12 protein-coding genes are annotated in these 14,377 nt (G+C 66.6%); 8 read left to right on the plus strand and 4 right to left on the minus strand.

Annotated elements, in window-relative coordinates:
- Positions 1–80: 80 nt before the first annotated feature.
- From IBJ82_RS23845 to IBJ82_RS23870, 6 genes are all read left to right on the plus strand, one after another.
- Positions 81–566, plus strand: a complete 486-nt coding sequence (locus IBJ82_RS23845; protein ID WP_194828188.1) for a hypothetical protein — start codon at positions 81–83, stop codon at positions 564–566.
- Between the two features lie 115 nt (positions 567–681).
- Positions 682–1,608 carry a TauD/TfdA family dioxygenase gene (locus IBJ82_RS23850; RefSeq protein ID WP_194828189.1) on the plus strand — a complete coding sequence of 309 codons (927 nt, stop codon included), beginning with the start codon at positions 682–684 and terminating at the stop codon, positions 1,606–1,608.
- 133 nt (positions 1,609–1,741) lie between these two features.
- Positions 1,742–2,383, plus strand: a complete 642-nt coding sequence (locus IBJ82_RS23855; RefSeq protein ID WP_194828190.1) for an ABC transporter permease — start codon at positions 1,742–1,744, stop codon at positions 2,381–2,383.
- Positions 2,383–3,663, plus strand: a complete 1,281-nt coding sequence (locus IBJ82_RS23860; RefSeq protein WP_194828191.1) for an ATP-binding cassette domain-containing protein — start codon at positions 2,383–2,385, stop codon at positions 3,661–3,663. The genes IBJ82_RS23855 and IBJ82_RS23860 overlap by 1 nt, the downstream gene beginning before the upstream one ends.
- Positions 3,660–4,397, plus strand: a complete 738-nt coding sequence (locus IBJ82_RS23865) for an ABC transporter permease (RefSeq protein WP_194828192.1) — start codon at positions 3,660–3,662, stop codon at positions 4,395–4,397. Before IBJ82_RS23860 ends, IBJ82_RS23865 begins: the two co-directional genes overlap by 4 nt.
- Positions 4,394–5,365 carry a glycine betaine ABC transporter substrate-binding protein gene (locus tag IBJ82_RS23870; RefSeq protein WP_194828193.1) on the plus strand — a complete coding sequence of 324 codons (972 nt, stop codon included), beginning with the start codon at positions 4,394–4,396 and terminating at the stop codon, positions 5,363–5,365. Before IBJ82_RS23865 ends, IBJ82_RS23870 begins: the two co-directional genes overlap by 4 nt.
- A 36-nt stretch (positions 5,366–5,401) precedes the next feature.
- On the opposite strand, the gene cydB is transcribed toward IBJ82_RS23870, so the two are convergent.
- The 4 genes from cydB to IBJ82_RS23890 form a co-directional block, all read right to left on the minus strand.
- Positions 5,402–6,424 carry a cytochrome d ubiquinol oxidase subunit II gene (gene cydB, locus IBJ82_RS23875; protein WP_194828194.1) on the minus strand — a complete coding sequence of 341 codons (1,023 nt, stop codon included), beginning with the start codon at positions 6,422–6,424 and terminating at the stop codon, positions 5,402–5,404.
- A gap of 9 nt (positions 6,425–6,433) precedes the next feature.
- Positions 6,434–7,927 (minus strand): cytochrome ubiquinol oxidase subunit I, encoded by a 1,494-nt coding sequence (locus IBJ82_RS23880; protein ID WP_194828442.1) that lies wholly within the window; start codon positions 7,925–7,927, stop codon positions 6,434–6,436.
- 87 nt (positions 7,928–8,014) lie between these two features.
- Positions 8,015–8,545 (minus strand): DUF488 domain-containing protein, encoded by a 531-nt coding sequence (locus tag IBJ82_RS23885; RefSeq protein WP_194828195.1) that lies wholly within the window; start codon positions 8,543–8,545, stop codon positions 8,015–8,017.
- 35 nt (positions 8,546–8,580) lie between these two features.
- Positions 8,581–9,324: a uracil-DNA glycosylase gene (locus IBJ82_RS23890; protein WP_194828196.1), complete on the minus strand. Its 744-nt coding sequence runs from the start codon at positions 9,322–9,324 to the stop codon at positions 8,581–8,583.
- Positions 9,325–9,419: 95 nt separating this feature from the next.
- Here IBJ82_RS23890 and IBJ82_RS23895 point away from each other — a divergent pair, with 95 nt between their 5' ends.
- The gene (locus tag IBJ82_RS23895) at positions 9,420–10,919 is read left to right on the plus strand and encodes a carboxylesterase/lipase family protein (RefSeq protein ID WP_194828197.1); all 1,500 of its coding nucleotides are present in this window, start codon (positions 9,420–9,422) and stop codon (positions 10,917–10,919) included.
- Positions 10,916–14,374, plus strand: a complete 3,459-nt coding sequence (gene car / locus IBJ82_RS23900) for a carboxylic acid reductase (RefSeq protein ID WP_194828198.1) — start codon at positions 10,916–10,918, stop codon at positions 14,372–14,374. The genes IBJ82_RS23895 and car overlap by 4 nt, the downstream gene beginning before the upstream one ends.
- Positions 14,375–14,377 lie beyond the last annotated feature (3 nt).

The following is a 14,377-nucleotide window of genomic DNA, read 5'->3' on the forward strand; positions in this document are numbered from 1 at the left end:
CCACACACCGAACCGCTGGTAAGCGCTTCATGACAGGCCGGTTCGGGATCGAGCTTTTCGGATTCGACATCGGAGTCAGGATGAACAGCTTGCTCGAAAACCATCGCGGATGGGTTGCCGAAATCTTCACCCCACCGCTGTCGTCCGAAGATCGGTATCCGCGCCGACCGGAAGAGGTGATCGGGTGGCGCGCGCTGTGCTCCTGCGACAGCTGGCACGGGCGAACCTGGCTACGCGCCGACCGTTTCGCCGACCACGCGCCGTCCGCGCGGGTCCTGCATTGCTCGACCGGCAGACTCGACACGGACCTGGCCCGATTGGTGCTCGCGGAATGGGACTACCACCAGCTCGAGATGCAGGCCCTGATCCCGGTGCGGTTGGCATTCGCGGACACGGCGTCGGCAGAGCAGCGCCTCGTCGAAGCCGTCCGGTTCGTGCGCTCGTCCGGAGCGTCGTGGGAAGCGGTTGCCCGAGTGATCGGCGAGCCTTCGGCGGAAGCCGCCGAAATGCGATTCAGCAAGTGGGCCTCGCCTGAGCACGAAACGGCGGAGTTGCGCATTCCGTAATCCCCGCTGCGGTCGGCTCGTCGATTCCGCTCAGCCTGAGTTCAATGCTGGTCGCGGCCCGTTCCTGGTGGTTTCGTGTGACCAGATCGTCCAGGTTCGAGCGAAAGGCCACCGTATGTCCGTCGATGACGCAGCCGCCCCAGGAGTTCGGGTGGTGAAGCTCGGCGCCCACATCGGCGCGCGGATCGACGGTGTCCGGCTCGGTGGTGACCTGGACGCGCTGTCGGTGGCAGCCATCCGCGCCGCGCTCGACGAGCACAAGGTGATCTTCTTCCGCGGCCAGCACCACCTGACCGAGGACGGGCAGTACGACTTCGCGCAGTTGCTCGGCGATCCGACCACTCCGCACCCGACGGTGACCTCCGCCGGTGCGAAGAGTCTGGCCATCGATTCGCACCAGACCCGTTCCAATGTCTGGCACACCGATGTCACCTTCGTCGATCGTGTCCCGCAGGCCTCGATCCTGCGTGCGGTCGCGCTGCCCGGCTACGGCGGTTCGACCACCTGGGCCTCGACCGTCGCCGCGTACGACGCGCTGCCCGAGCCGCTCAAGCGACTCGCGGAGAGCCTGCGCGCGCGGCATTCGAACCGCTATGACTACGCCGCCGAGATCGAGGACCGATCGGCCGATACCGACCGCGCCTACCGTCGCGAGTTCGAGTCCACCTATTTCGAGACCGAGCATCCCGTGGTGGAGGTGCACCCCGTGACCGGCGAGCGAGCCCTGCTGCTCGGCTGCTTCGTCAAGGAGTTCGTCGGGGTGTCGAGCAGCGAGTCGCGGGCACTGTTCCGACTGTTCCAGGACCGGGTCACGCGTCTCGAGCACACCGCCCGCTGGAACTGGTCGCTGGGCGATGTCGCGATCTGGGACAACCGGGCCACCCAGCACTACGCCATCGACGATTACGACGGCAGCGAGCACCGCAGGCTCACCCGCATCACGCTGGGCGGGCCGGTGCCCGTGGGCGTCGACGGCTCAACGAGCACGGTGATCGCGGGCGACGCCGAGCCCTACGCCGCTCCGCTCGAGCGCGCGGCATAGCCGTCATCGACCGCCACCACCTCGCGCGCGTCCCGGGAACAACACTCGAGATCAACTATTCTTCGACGGCATATCCGACGGTTGCGCACGCGCGAACAGCTACCCACTGGCCCAGTCCGACGACGGGAATGCCGTGAATTTGTGGAGCTATGTCCAGGGCAGGGGAGAGGAACTGACCTTCCTCACCTATCAGCACGCGTCACTGGCGATTCAGACAGTGCTGGTCGGAACCGTTGTCGCGATCCTGATCGCGGTGGCGGTGTATCGGTTGCCGCTGGGGTCGGCACTGACCCTGACCTCGAGCCGGGTAGCGCTGACGATTCCCTCGCTGGCACTGCTGGCGTTGCTGCTCGTCCCGTTCGGTCTCGGTGTCGTGCCGTCGTTCATCATGCTGGCGTTCTTCGCGGCCCTACCGGTGATCGGCAACGCGATCGTCGGCCTGCGATCGGTGCCCGCCACGGTCGTCGAATCCGCGCGCGGCATCGGACTTTCGCGGTGGCGGATCCTGCTCACCGTCGAACTCCCGATCGCCTGGCCGGTGATTCTCACCGGCATCAGGGTCTCGACCCAGATGATCGTCGGGGTCGCCGCGATCGTGGCCTACGTTCTCGGGCCCGGCCTCGGCTCGCTGATCTTCAACGGCCTGTCCCGCCTCGGCGGCGCCAATGCCCTGGAAATGGCATTCACCGGAACCATTCTCATCGTTGCCATCGCGTTGGTCTTCGACGCGCTCCTCGTCCTGCTCGGACGCCTCACGATTGCCAAGGGACTGTGATGACCGATGTGACCAGCCAGCCCGCGCCGACGGCACGGCAGCGCGATGTGACCGGCGATTCCATCACCTTGGACGGGGTCGTCAAGCGGTACAAGGGCCAGGACACGCCCGCTGTCGAGCGCCTCGACCTCGAGATCGAAGCCGGCGACATCGTCGCGTTCGTCGGACCGTCGGGGTGTGGCAAGACGACCACACTCAAGATGATCAACCGGCTGATCGAGCCGACCGAGGGGCGGATCTTCATCGGCGGCCGCGATGTCACCCGGGAGGATCCCGACAAGCTGCGCCAGTCGATCGGCTATGTCATCCAGTCCGGTGGCCTGTTCCCGCACTGGTCGGTCGCCAAGAACATCGGCGCGATCCCCCGGGTGCTCGGCTGGGACAAGAAGCGGATCGCCGAGCGCACCGAATACCTTCTCGACCTCGTCGGTCTCGACCCGGCGACCTTCGCCGACCGGCTGCCCAAGGACATGTCCGGCGGCCAGCAGCAGCGCGTCGGCGTCGCCCGCGCACTCGCGGCCGACCCGCCGGTGCTGCTGATGGACGAACCGTTCGGCGCGGTCGACCCGATCACCCGGGTTCGCCTGCAGGACAGCCTGATCGCGATCCAGCACGAACTCGGCAAGACCATCGTGATCGTCACCCACGATTTCGAGGAGGCCACCAAACTCGGCGACAAGGTGCTCATCCTGTCCGAGGGTGGGCATGTCGAGCAGTACGCGACGCCGGAGGAGATCCTCACCGACCCGGCGACGCCGTTCGTGGAGGAATTCGTCGGATCCGGCGCGAAGCTGGCCTATCTCACGGTGTCTCGGGTGCGCGATGTGGAGGTCGACCCGGTGACCACCGCCAGGATCGGGGAATCCTCGCAGGTCGTGATCGGGCGGGCGAAAGCCGCGGGACACACCTGGGTGGTGGTCGTGGACGAGTCGGGTCGGCCGCGGTCGTGGCCCTCGCTGACGGAAGTGGCGAGCAAGCCGGAGGTCTCGGACTATCTGGATCGCCGTCTGCCCGTAGTGGCCAAGTCCTCGACGCTCAACGACGCGCTCGATGCCATGCTCGCGGCGAGTCAGGGCGCCACCCTGGTCACCGATGGTCGCGGCGCCGTCGTCGGCTCGCTGAACATCGGCTCGGTGACCGATGTGATCCAGACCAAGCTCGCCGAGGGGCACGCCGCGGTCGAGGACTCGTCCTACGAAACCTATGTCGACGGTTCCGATCCCACGCCCACGCCGGTCGTCGCCGCCGACGACGAACCCGGATCGGTCGAACCGGCATGAACCGTCTGCGCCGGGTCCCGATCGACGTGTGGTTCGAACCGCTCATCATCGTGGTGATCGGCATCGGGTACCTGTTCTGGTATCGGGCCTCGACATTCACTCCGACCGAGCAGGCCTCGCTCGGCTGGGCCAATCTGCAGACCACGATCCTCGATCACATCCGGCTCACCGTGGTCGCCACGGTGATCGTGGTGGTCGTCGCGATTCCGCTCGGTATCGCGTTGACCAGGCCGGCGTTGCAGCGGTTCGAGCCGATCGCCGTGAACATCGCCAATGTCGGCCAGGCCGCGCCCGCCGTCGGGTTGCTCGTGCTGTTCACCTTCTGGCTCGGCACCGGATTCCGCACGGCGGTCGTCGGTCTCGTCGTCTACGCGATCCTGCCGATCCTGCAGAACACGATCGTCGGCCTCCGCCAGGTGGACCATCGCACCATCGAGGCCGCGCGCGGTATCGGCTTCTCGGCCGCACGGACCCTCGTGCAGGTGGAATTGCCGCTCGCGGTGCCGGTGATCCTCAACGGTGTGCGCACCGCGCTGGTCATCCTGGTCGGCACCGCGACGCTGAGTACCTTCATCGGTGCGACCAGCCTCGGCACGCTGATCACGACCGGCGTCACGCTGTTCCTGCCCAAGCTGCTCATCTCCGGCGCCGTGCTCGTCGGTCTGCTGGCCTTGATCATCGATTGGCTCGGCCGACTCGTCGAACTGGCCGCGACCCCACGAGGTGTCTCATGAGGCGAGTCCCGTTGATTTCCGCGCTGGTCGCGACGATGTCGTTGCTCGTCGGGTGTGGGCTGGTGAGTTCGTCGGGCACCTTCCACGAGGCGAGCCTGCCCGGCGGACAACGTCCGCTGGACGGCGCCGAGCTGACCGTCACCTCGAAGAGCTTCACCGAGGGTGTGGTGCTCGGCAAGATCACCGCGACCTATCTGGCCGCGGCGGGTGCCTCGATCACCGATCTGACCGGCGCTCCGGGATCGGCGTCGTCGCGGCAGGCCCAGCTCAACGGCGACGCCGACGTGCTGTGGGAATACACCGGCACCGGCTGGGTCAACTACCACAACGAGACCGAGACGATCGTGGACCCGCAGGAGCTCTGGCAGCGCGTCCACGATGTCGAAAAGCGTGACTACAACCTCGAATGGCTCCCCCCGTCCAATTTCAACGACACCTACGCCTTCGGCGCGTCGACACCGACCGCGCAGCGACTCGGCGTGAAGTCGCTCTCGGACGTGGCCGCACTACCGGTCGCCGAGCGGACCTTCTGCGTCGACGACGAATTCTTCAGTCGCTCGGACGGTTTCATTCCGATGCTGCAGAAATACGGCATTCCCTACAACGATCCCAATGGTGTCCCCGCGGGCAACGTCACCAGGATGGACGCCGGCGTCGTCTACACCGCGACCGCCAAAGGCGAGCCCTGCCATTTCGGCATGGTCTACACCACCGACGGCCGCGTCAAGAACCTGAATCTGGTCGTCCTGGACGACGACAAGAAATTCTTCCTCCCCTACAGCGGCACCGCGGTCGTCCGCGGCGCCGTCCTCGATGCCAACCCCGAACTGCGCGAGCTCCTCGGCACCATTTCCGAACTCCTCGCCGACGACCTGATGCGAGAACTCAACGGCCGCGTCGACATAGACGGAGAAGACCCCGCTGACGTCGCCTACGACTGGCTGAAAAGCGCGAACCTCGTCGAATAGCCATGACGCGCGCGGCGAATAGTCTGGTCGGAAAGCCTATTTCGTGAGTGGTAGCCCGGTCGGTTCGGGAATCTGTTCCACGGTCAGACGTTTGCGGAAGACCCAGTAGGTCCAGGCCTGGTAGACCAGGACCACCGGGACGCAGAGGACTGCCGCCCAGCTCATCACCTGGAGGGTGTAGCGGCTGGAGGAGGCGTTGTCGATGGTCAGGTCGAACGCGGGGCTGATGGTCGACGGCATGACGTTCGGGTACAGGGAGCCGACCAGCAGGACGGTGGCCGAGGCGATCGTGACTGTGGTGCCGATGAAGGCCCACCCGTCACGACCCGCGACGGTGGCGCCACCGGCGACGACCAAGCCGAGTACCGCAGCGCCGAGAGCGCCCCAGGTCCAGGCGGAGCCGTAGGCGAGCTGGGTCCACAGCCCGAACCCGCCGACGATCACCACCGTGGGCACGAACAGGATCCGAACGCACGTGCGGGCATCGTCGCGGACCTCACCACCGGTCTTGAGCGCCAGGAAGATCGCGCCGTGCAGGGCGAACAGGATGGCCGTGGTCGCCGCGCCGAGCAGCGCGTAGGGGCTCAGCAGATCCCACACCGAGCCGACGACCTGGCGCTTCTCGTTCAGCGGCACACCGCGCACGAGGTTGGCGAACACCCAGCCCCACGCCAGCGCCGGAATCCACGAGCCGATGCCGATACCGACGTCGCACCAGGCCCGCCACTTCGGCGAATTGATCTTCGATCGCCACTCGATGGCGCAGATCCGCAGGATCAACGCGACCAACAACAGCAGCAGAGCCAGGTAGAACCCGGAGAACAAGCTCGCGTACCACTCCGGAAACGCCGCGAACATCGCACCGCCCGCAGTGATCAGCCACACCTCGTTGCCGTCCCAGACCGGGCCGATGGTGTTGAGCACGACGCGCCTGCGCACATCGGAACCCTTGCCCAGGATCGGCATCAACATGCCGACACCGAAGTCGAAGCCTTCGAGAATGAAGTAGCCGGTGAACAGCACGCCGACCAACACGAACCAGAATTGCTGCAGACTCATCGTCGTCTCCTAGTACGCGAAGGACAGCGGCTCGACGGGTTCGGCGCGGTGCCTACCACCAGGGCCGTCGTCATCGGGACCGGACTGATCATCGGACGCCGTAGGCCCCGGCTCGGGCCCGACCACGGTGTAGCGGTGCATCAGGTAGTACCAGACCACGGCCAGCGCGCCGTAGAGCAACGTGAAGACAGCGAGGGAGAAGATCACCGTGCCCGGCGCATGATCGGAGACACCTTGCGCCACGGTCATCCGAATGGTCGTGTCGCCGGTCAGATTCGGCACCACCACCCACGGCTGACGCCCCATCTCGGTGAAGACCCAGCCTGCGCTGTTGGCCAGGAAGGGAGTGGGGATGGCGATCAGACACAGCCAGGAGAACCAGCGCTTGTCGGGAACTCGGCCACCGCGGGTCATCCAGAGACCGGCGAGCAGCAACAGCGCCGGTCCGGCCAGCAAGCCGATCATGCCGCGGAAGCCCCAATAGGTGACGAAGAGATTGGGCCGATAATTGCCGGGCCCGTAGTCCTGCACGTAGGACTCCTGCAGATCCTCCACGCCCTGCAACGTGACGCCGGTGAACTTGCCCTCGGCCAGGAACGGCAGCACGTACGGAACTTCCAGTAGATGCGTGACACTGTCGCAGTTGTTGTGCGTGCCGACGGTGAGGATCGAGAACTTCGGATCGGTCTGGGTGTGGCACAGCGATTCCGCCGACGCCATCTTCATCGGCTGCTGATCGAACATGATCTTGCCCTGGATGTCGCCGGTCACCCCCACCACGACGATCGATGCGGCGATGACCCACATCCCCGCCCGGGCCGCCGGTCGCCACATGATCCTGGCTTCGTCGAGTTTCGCCGCATCACCGCTGCGCGCGTTGCGCACCATGAACCACCCCGCGATGCCGACGACGAAGGTCGCCGCGGTGAGGAACGAGCCGGCGACCACGTGCGGAAATGCCGCGAGGGTGGTGTTGTTGGTGAGCAGTGCCCAGATGCTGTCCAGTTCGGCGCGTCCGGTCTCGGGGTTGTATTTCGCGCCGACCGGGTGCTGCATGAACGAGTTGGCCGCGATGATGAAGTACGCCGAGGCGTTGACACCGAAGGCGACGATCCAGATCGTGGCCAGGTGAACGAGTTTGGGCAATCGGGTCCAGCCGAAGATCCACAATCCGAGGAATGTCGACTCCAGGAAGAAGGCGACCAGTGCTTCGAATGCCAGTGGCGCACCGAAGACGTCACCGACGAATCGGGAGTACTCACTCCAGTTCATCCCGAATTGGAATTCCTGCACGATGCCGGTGGCGACGCCGATGGCGAAGTTGATCAGGAACAGTTTTCCGAAGAACTTGGTGAGCCGATACCAGTGTTCTTTTCCGGTGATCACCCACGCTGTCTGCATTCCCGCTACGAGCGGCGCCAGTCCGATGGTGAGCGGGACGAAGATGAAATGGTAGACCGTGGTGATACCGAACTGCCATCTGGAGACATCCAGTGTGCTCATCGCCAGCGAACTCATCGTCGGATCTCCTGCCATCGCAGTGAACTGTTGCCGAACCGCCTGCGGTCTGTGTCGAGAGGAAATGGATGCCTATCGTTCTTCCCGCGGTGGGGGATAGGTGATCGTCGTTCCGTCGACGTGGGCGAAGTTCGTCAGCTGATGATCCGGTGCCCGGGTGGCGGACATGATGTCGCGCACCTGCGCGCCCCGGACCAGCAACGCGTCGCCCACCAGCGAGCGGTGGCACCGCCACGGCACCGCTTCGGCGCACATGACGGCGGTTGTCGCTTCGCCTGCCAGTTCGACGAGTTCGTCGATGCCCGCGGCGAATTCCGGTGTCTGCATGTAATTCGCGTACGCGCGGAACGACGCGTTGCGCCACCCCGCATTGGCATCGCTGCTCTCACCGTGGCGCAGCCCGCCGAGCGCCGCGAGATACAGATAGCGAATACTCGCCGCCTGCAGGACTTCCTGGAGTGCTTCGCGGTCGAACTGTGGATTGTGGCGCGACCGGGGAACGGTCCTGATATCCACGAGTCGGGTGACGCCGTAATCGTTGAGCAGACCGACGAATTCGTCCGTGGTCCGCGTGGAATGGCCGATCGTGTACACAGTCAGCACTGCTCGATCCTAGGTGACGAGGTCGCGAATTCCGGTCAGGACTCGGCGATCGTCTTCGCCCGGAGCAGTATGTCTTCGATCATCGCGGGACTCACCTTTCCCGTGGCGGTATTGCGCTGGCTCACGTGGTAACTACCGAGCACGGTGATTGATCGGCCGTCGGGATGGGTGATGACGACTTGCGCACCGTGGGTGAAACGTGGCCGGGGACGTGGCACATTCCAGTCGCCTGCTGAAAGAACGGTGAACAGGGCCTGCCAGCCGAAGCCGCCGAGGACGACGATCACGCGAAGCGTGGGGCCGAGCAGTTCCAATTCCCGGCTGAGAAAAGGCGCGCACCGGCGCCGCTCCTCGGGTGTCGGCTTGTTCTCCGGCGGGGCGCAGTGCACCGGTGCGGTGAGCCGGGTGTCCAGCAGTTCGATACCGTCGTCGAGGCTCACCGGATGCGCGCCGGTCGCCGATCCGACCGCGTGCAGCGCACCGAACAGGACGTTGCCGCTCGGGTCGCCGGTGAACATCCGCCCGGTGCGATTACCGCCGTTGGCGGCGGGGGCGAGGCCGACCACGAGAATTCGTGCGTCGGCGGGCCCGAAGCCGGGTACCGGCCGACCCCAGTACTCTTCGTCGCGGAAGGCTGCCCGTTTGACGACGGCCACTTCTTCGCGCCAGGCGACGAGTCGGGGGCAGGCGCGGCAGGTGGAAATCAAGCGATCGAGGGTGGCGATGTCGGGGGTGGTTTCCGCCGCCCACGGGGCCTTTTCCGGATCCTCGCCGGTCATCGGCTCAGTCTAGTCCGCGGCGTGGAGGCGGCTTCGGAAAAGTTCGCCGACCGAACCAGCTGCGCGGTACCGTCGGTACCACGTACATTCGAGGGATGTTGTCCACCGAGATCGTGAGCGCCGACGGAGTCGTGCGCGGTCGTGCGGGTCGTCGAATCGCCCGCTGGCGTGCCCTGCCCTACGCGGCCCCACCCATCGGAGCGTTGCGGTTGCGTGCGCCCCAGCCCGTTCGACCGTGGACGGGGGTGCGGTCGGCGACCGAGTTCGGCTACGCCGCCGTGCAGAATCCGAACGGTGCCCGCATCGGCCCGCGAACCTGGCAACCCACCGGCGAGGATTGCCTGACGCTCAATGTCACCGCACCGGCGACGCCGTCGGCGACCCCGCGCCCGGTCATGGTGTTCTTCCATGGTGGCGGATACCTGATCGGCACGTCGAGCATGTATTCCGGCGCACGGTTGGCCGCACGCGGCGACGTGATCGTGGTGTCGGTGAACTACCGCCTCGGCGCGCTCGGGTATGTCGACTTCAGCGAATTCTCCACGGCTGACAGGCCTTTCGACTCGAATCTCGGACTTCGCGATCAGGTCGCGGCGCTGGAATGGGTGCGTCGCAATATCGCCGCGTTCGGCGGTGACCCGGACAACGTCACCATCTTCGGCGAATCGGCCGGTGCGCACGCGGTGGTCAGCCTGTTGGCGACGCCCGCCGCGCGCGGCCTGTTCCATCGGGCGATCGCGCAGAGCGCCCCCGCTGACTGGACCTCGACACCGGAGGAGGCGCGCCGCTTCGCCCGTCTCTGCCTGGACCGGCTCGGCGCCACCCCCGCCGACGCCGCGACCGTGCTGAGTACCGTGTCCGCGAAGGAGCTGTGCCGGGCCGGCGACCGCGCACTCGGTCGTTCGCTGCGCGAGGAGCCGGGCAGCTTTCCCTACGCCCCTGTCGCGGACGGCGACTTCCTCCCGGAGACGCCCCTGGACGCGATCGCGGCGGGCCGTGCGCATCCGGTGCCGTTGATCATCGGCACCAATCGCGACGAGGCGACGCTGTTCCAGCGCTTCGCCAAGTCGGTGCCACACACCCCTCAGCAGCTCAGCACCATCTTCGGCCGCTATGAGCCCGGCACCGAACAGCGGGTGACCAGCAGCTACCCCGGCTACCCGGCGGCGCGGACCGCAGTGCGCGTCGGCGGCGACCACCTGTTCCTACGCCCGACGCTGGCCGTGCTCGAAGGCCACAGCCGCTACGCCCCCACCTACGCCTACCGCTACGACTACGCCCCGCGCGCGCTGCACCTGGCGGGCTTCGGCGCCACCCACGCGCTCGACCTGGTCCCGGTCTTCGGCTGGGTCGACGGACCGGTCGGGCGCGCGATGACCGCAGCAGGCGGCAGGCGGGCCTTCCTCGCGGTCCAGGACCACATCCAGGACAACTGGCTCAGCTTCGCCCGTACCGGCAAACCGCTGTCGCCGTGGTCGCCCTACACCGCCGAACGCCGGACCACCTCCATCATCGACCATCCGCCGCGCGTCCTGGTCGACCCCGAGTCCGCGCAACGTGAAGCGTGGCAAGGCATTCGGAAGTGTGAAGCATGACGGTAGAGCTCGCCGCGGGGCAGCTGGCCGACCGCATCAAGGCGCTCTACGCCGAAGACGAGCAGATCCGCGCGGCGCGGCCCGTCGAGGATGTTCACGCCATCGTGACGACCCCAGGACTCGCGACGGCGCGCATCGTCGAGACCGTCATGACCGCCTACGCCGATCGCCCGGCGCTGGGCACCCGCCGTACCGAACTGGTCGAGACCGGCGGACGGTCTACGCGAAAGCTGTTGCCGGAGTTCGAGTTGCTGACCTATGGGCAGGTGTGGGAGCGCACTCGCGCGCTCGCCGCGGCCTGGCATCGCGACGGTGTCGTCGCGGGGGATTTCGTCGCGGTGCTCGGGTTCACCAGTGCCGACTACACCGTGCTCGATCTCGCCACGATCCACCTCGGTGGGGTCGCGGTGCCGTTGCAGGCGGGCGCGGGTCTGGAGCAGTTGCGGTCGATTCTGGACGAGACCGAGCCGACGGTGTTCGCGGTCGATACCGCGCATCTGGGCACCGCCGTGGACGCGGTGCTGGCCGGCGTCACACCACGTTCGCTGATCGTGTTCGACCATCACGCCGACGACGATGATCACCGGGATGCCCTCGACGCCGCCCGCGCCCGTCTTCGGGCCGGGGGATCGGGCCTCGTGCTCAGCACCCTCGACGACACCATCGAGCAGGGCCGCCTCGCCGACGAGGCTCCCCTGAGCGTGCCCGCGGAGGGCGAGGACCCACTCGCCCTGCTGATCTACACCTCGGGCAGCACCGGTACACCCAAGGGTGCGATGTACACCCAGCGCCTGGTCGCGGTCGGCTGGCAGCCCGCGCGGCCGCTGACCGCGATCAATGTCAACTTCCTGCCGATGTGCCATATCGCCGCTCGGCTCACCCTCAACAGCGTGCTCGCCCGTGGCGGCACGGCGTATTTCGCGGCGGCGCCGGACCTGTCGACGTTGTTCACCGACATCACGCTGGTGCGGCCCACCGAGATCTTCCTGGTGCCCCGGGTGTGCGACATGATCCTGCAGCGCTTCCAGCGCACGGTCGCCGAGCGCGGCGACGCGGCGATCGACACGGTGAAAACCGAACTGCGCGAACAGTTCCTGGGCGGTCGGCTGCTGTCTGTGCTGTGCGGCAGCGCGCCGATCGCACCCGACCTGCGTGCCTTCGTCGAGTCGGTACTGCACCTGCGTCTACACGACGGCTACGGCTCCACCGAGACCGGCGGCGGGGTGATCTTCGATACGAAGGTGATGCGCCCGCCGGTACTGGATTACAAACTCGTCGACGTGCCGGAGCTCGGCTATTTCGGCACGGACAAGCCGTATCCACGCGGCGAGTTACTGCTCAAGACCACCACCATGATCGCCGGGTACTACCGCCGCCCCGAGGTGACCGCCGAGGTCTTCGATGCCGACGGGTTCTGCCGCACCGGTGACGTGGTCGTGGAGTTGGCGCCCGACCGGTTGGCCTATGTCGACCGCCGCAACAATGTCCTCAAGCTCTCCCAGGGCGAGTTCGTCACGGTGTCGCGGTTGGAAGCGGTGTTCGCGGGCGCGGACCTGGTGCGCCAGATCTACGTGTACGGCAGCAGCGAACGCGCCTATCTGCTGGCGGTCGTGGTGCCCACCGAGGCCGCGCTCGTAGGGCCCGCCGACGACATGCGTGCCGCGGTGAGTGCGTCGTTACACCGCGCCGCCGCTTCGGCCGAACTCGAGCCCTACGAGATTCCGCGTGACTTCATCATCGAGTCCGAACCGTTCTCGACAGCCGACGGGATGCTGTCCGGAGTGGGGAAACTGTTGCGGCCCAAGCTGAAACAGCGGTACGGGCAGCGTCTCGAGCAGCTCTATGCCGACCTCGCGCGGGGTCAGGAAGACGAACTGCAGCGGCTGCGTCGCGACGCACCAGGGCTGCCGGTGTACGACACCGTCGCCCGTGCCGCTCGGGCCGTGCTCGGTGGCGATCCGGCGGATCTGCGTCCGGACGCACGATTCGGTGATCTCGGCGGTGATTCGCTGGCTGCGCTGTCGTATTCGACGCTGCTCCGGGAACTGCTCGCGGTGGACGTGCCCGTGAACGTGCTGCTCGGACCGGACAGCGACTTGGCGCGTATCGCCGACTACATACGCCGTGAGCGTGAACCCGGCACGCACAGAACCGATTCCGATGCGGTGCACGGCAGGGACGCTACCGAGATTCGCGCCGCGGATCTGACGCTCGAGAAGTTCGTTGATGTCGGCACCGTCGCGCGCGTGCCTGCCGCTACGCCCGCGAAGACGGTGTTGATCACCGGCGCGAACGGCTATCTCGGGCGGTTCCTCTTGCTGAGTTGGCTCGAACGGCTCGCCCCGGCGGGAGGCAAGGTGATCTGCGTGGTCCGTGGCGGTGACGCGGTCGCCGCCCGAGAACGCCTCGACGCGGCGTTCGACACCGGCGACAGTGAGCTGGCCATGCACTTCCAGGTTCTCGCGAAGGACACCTTGGAAGTGCTGCCCGGTGATATCGGTGAACCGAATCTCGGCCTGCCGCAGCCGACCTGGGACCGGTTGGCCGGCGAGGTCGATCTGATCGTGCACTCCGCGGCACTGGTGAACCATGTGCTCCCGTATGCGCAGCTGTTCGGCCCGAATGTGGTCGGCCCGGCCGAGATCATCCGGCTGGCGCTGACAACTACCCGCAAGCCGGTGAGCTATCTGTCGACGGTGGCCGTCGCGGCGCAGGGGGAGTCCTTCGCCGAGGACGGCGACGTGCGCGTCATGAGTCCGGTTCGCCGACTGGACGATTCCTATGCCAACGGCTACGGCAACAGCAAGTGGGCGGGCGAGGTTCTGTTACGCGAGGCCGCCGAGCGATTCGGCCTGCCCGTCGCGGTATTCCGCTCGGACATGATCCTGGCGCACAGTCACTTCCGCGGACAGCTCAACGTGCCCGACGTCTTCACCCGTCTGCTGCTGAGTGTGCTCGTCACCGGGCTCGCGCCGACATCGTTCTACCGCACCGATTCCCACGGGCAACCACAGCGCGCCCACTACGACGGCCTGCCTGCCGATTTCGTCGCCACGGCCATCACCGAACTCGGTGCCGCTGCCTCGAGTGGGTACCGCACCTATGACGTCCTGAACCCGCACGACGACGGGATTTCCCTCGACGTGTTCGTCGGCTGGCTGATCGAAGCGGGCCACCGCATCGATCGCATCGACAGCTACGACGACTGGTTCGCCCGCTTCGAAACCGCCTTGCGTGCCCTGCCCGAACCCCAGCGCAAGCACACCCTGCTCCCGCTACTCGACGCCTACCGCAAGCCCGGCCGTCCACTGCGCGGCTCGGCCCTGCCCGCCGACGGCTTCCGGGCCGCCGTCCGCGCCGCTCAGATCGGTCCCGACCACGACATCCCGCACCTGCCGGCAGATCTCATCGCCAAATATGTCCGTGACCTGACGCATCTCGGCATTCTGGACTGACCC

This window comes from Nocardia sp. XZ_19_231, from assembly GCF_015355705.1.
Taxonomy (GTDB): Bacteria; Actinomycetota; Actinomycetes; order Mycobacteriales; family Mycobacteriaceae; genus Nocardia; species Nocardia salmonicida.

Excerpts from the sequence above, each read along its gene's own strand:
- IBJ82_RS23865 (WP_194828192.1), top strand. The coding sequence starts at position 3,660 with ATGAACCGTCTGCGCCGGGTCCCGATCGACGTGTGGTTCGAACCGCTC.
- IBJ82_RS23880 (WP_194828442.1), bottom strand. The coding sequence starts at position 7,927 with ATGAGCACACTGGATGTCTCCAGATGGCAGTTCGGTATCACCACGGTC.
- IBJ82_RS23890 (WP_194828196.1), bottom strand. The coding sequence starts at position 9,324 with ATGACCGGCGAGGATCCGGAAAAGGCCCCGTGGGCGGCGGAAACCACC.
- cydB (WP_194828194.1), bottom strand. The coding sequence starts at position 6,424 with ATGAGTCTGCAGCAATTCTGGTTCGTGTTGGTCGGCGTGCTGTTCACC.
- IBJ82_RS23860 (WP_194828191.1), top strand. The coding sequence starts at position 2,383 with ATGACCGATGTGACCAGCCAGCCCGCGCCGACGGCACGGCAGCGCGAT.
- car (WP_194828198.1), top strand. The coding sequence starts at position 10,916 with ATGACGGTAGAGCTCGCCGCGGGGCAGCTGGCCGACCGCATCAAGGCG.
- IBJ82_RS23845 (WP_194828188.1), top strand. The coding sequence starts at position 81 with ATGAACAGCTTGCTCGAAAACCATCGCGGATGGGTTGCCGAAATCTTC.
- IBJ82_RS23850 (WP_194828189.1), top strand. The coding sequence starts at position 682 with ATGTCCGTCGATGACGCAGCCGCCCCAGGAGTTCGGGTGGTGAAGCTC.
- IBJ82_RS23895 (WP_194828197.1), top strand. The coding sequence starts at position 9,420 with ATGTTGTCCACCGAGATCGTGAGCGCCGACGGAGTCGTGCGCGGTCGT.
- IBJ82_RS23870 (WP_194828193.1), top strand. The coding sequence starts at position 4,394 with ATGAGGCGAGTCCCGTTGATTTCCGCGCTGGTCGCGACGATGTCGTTG.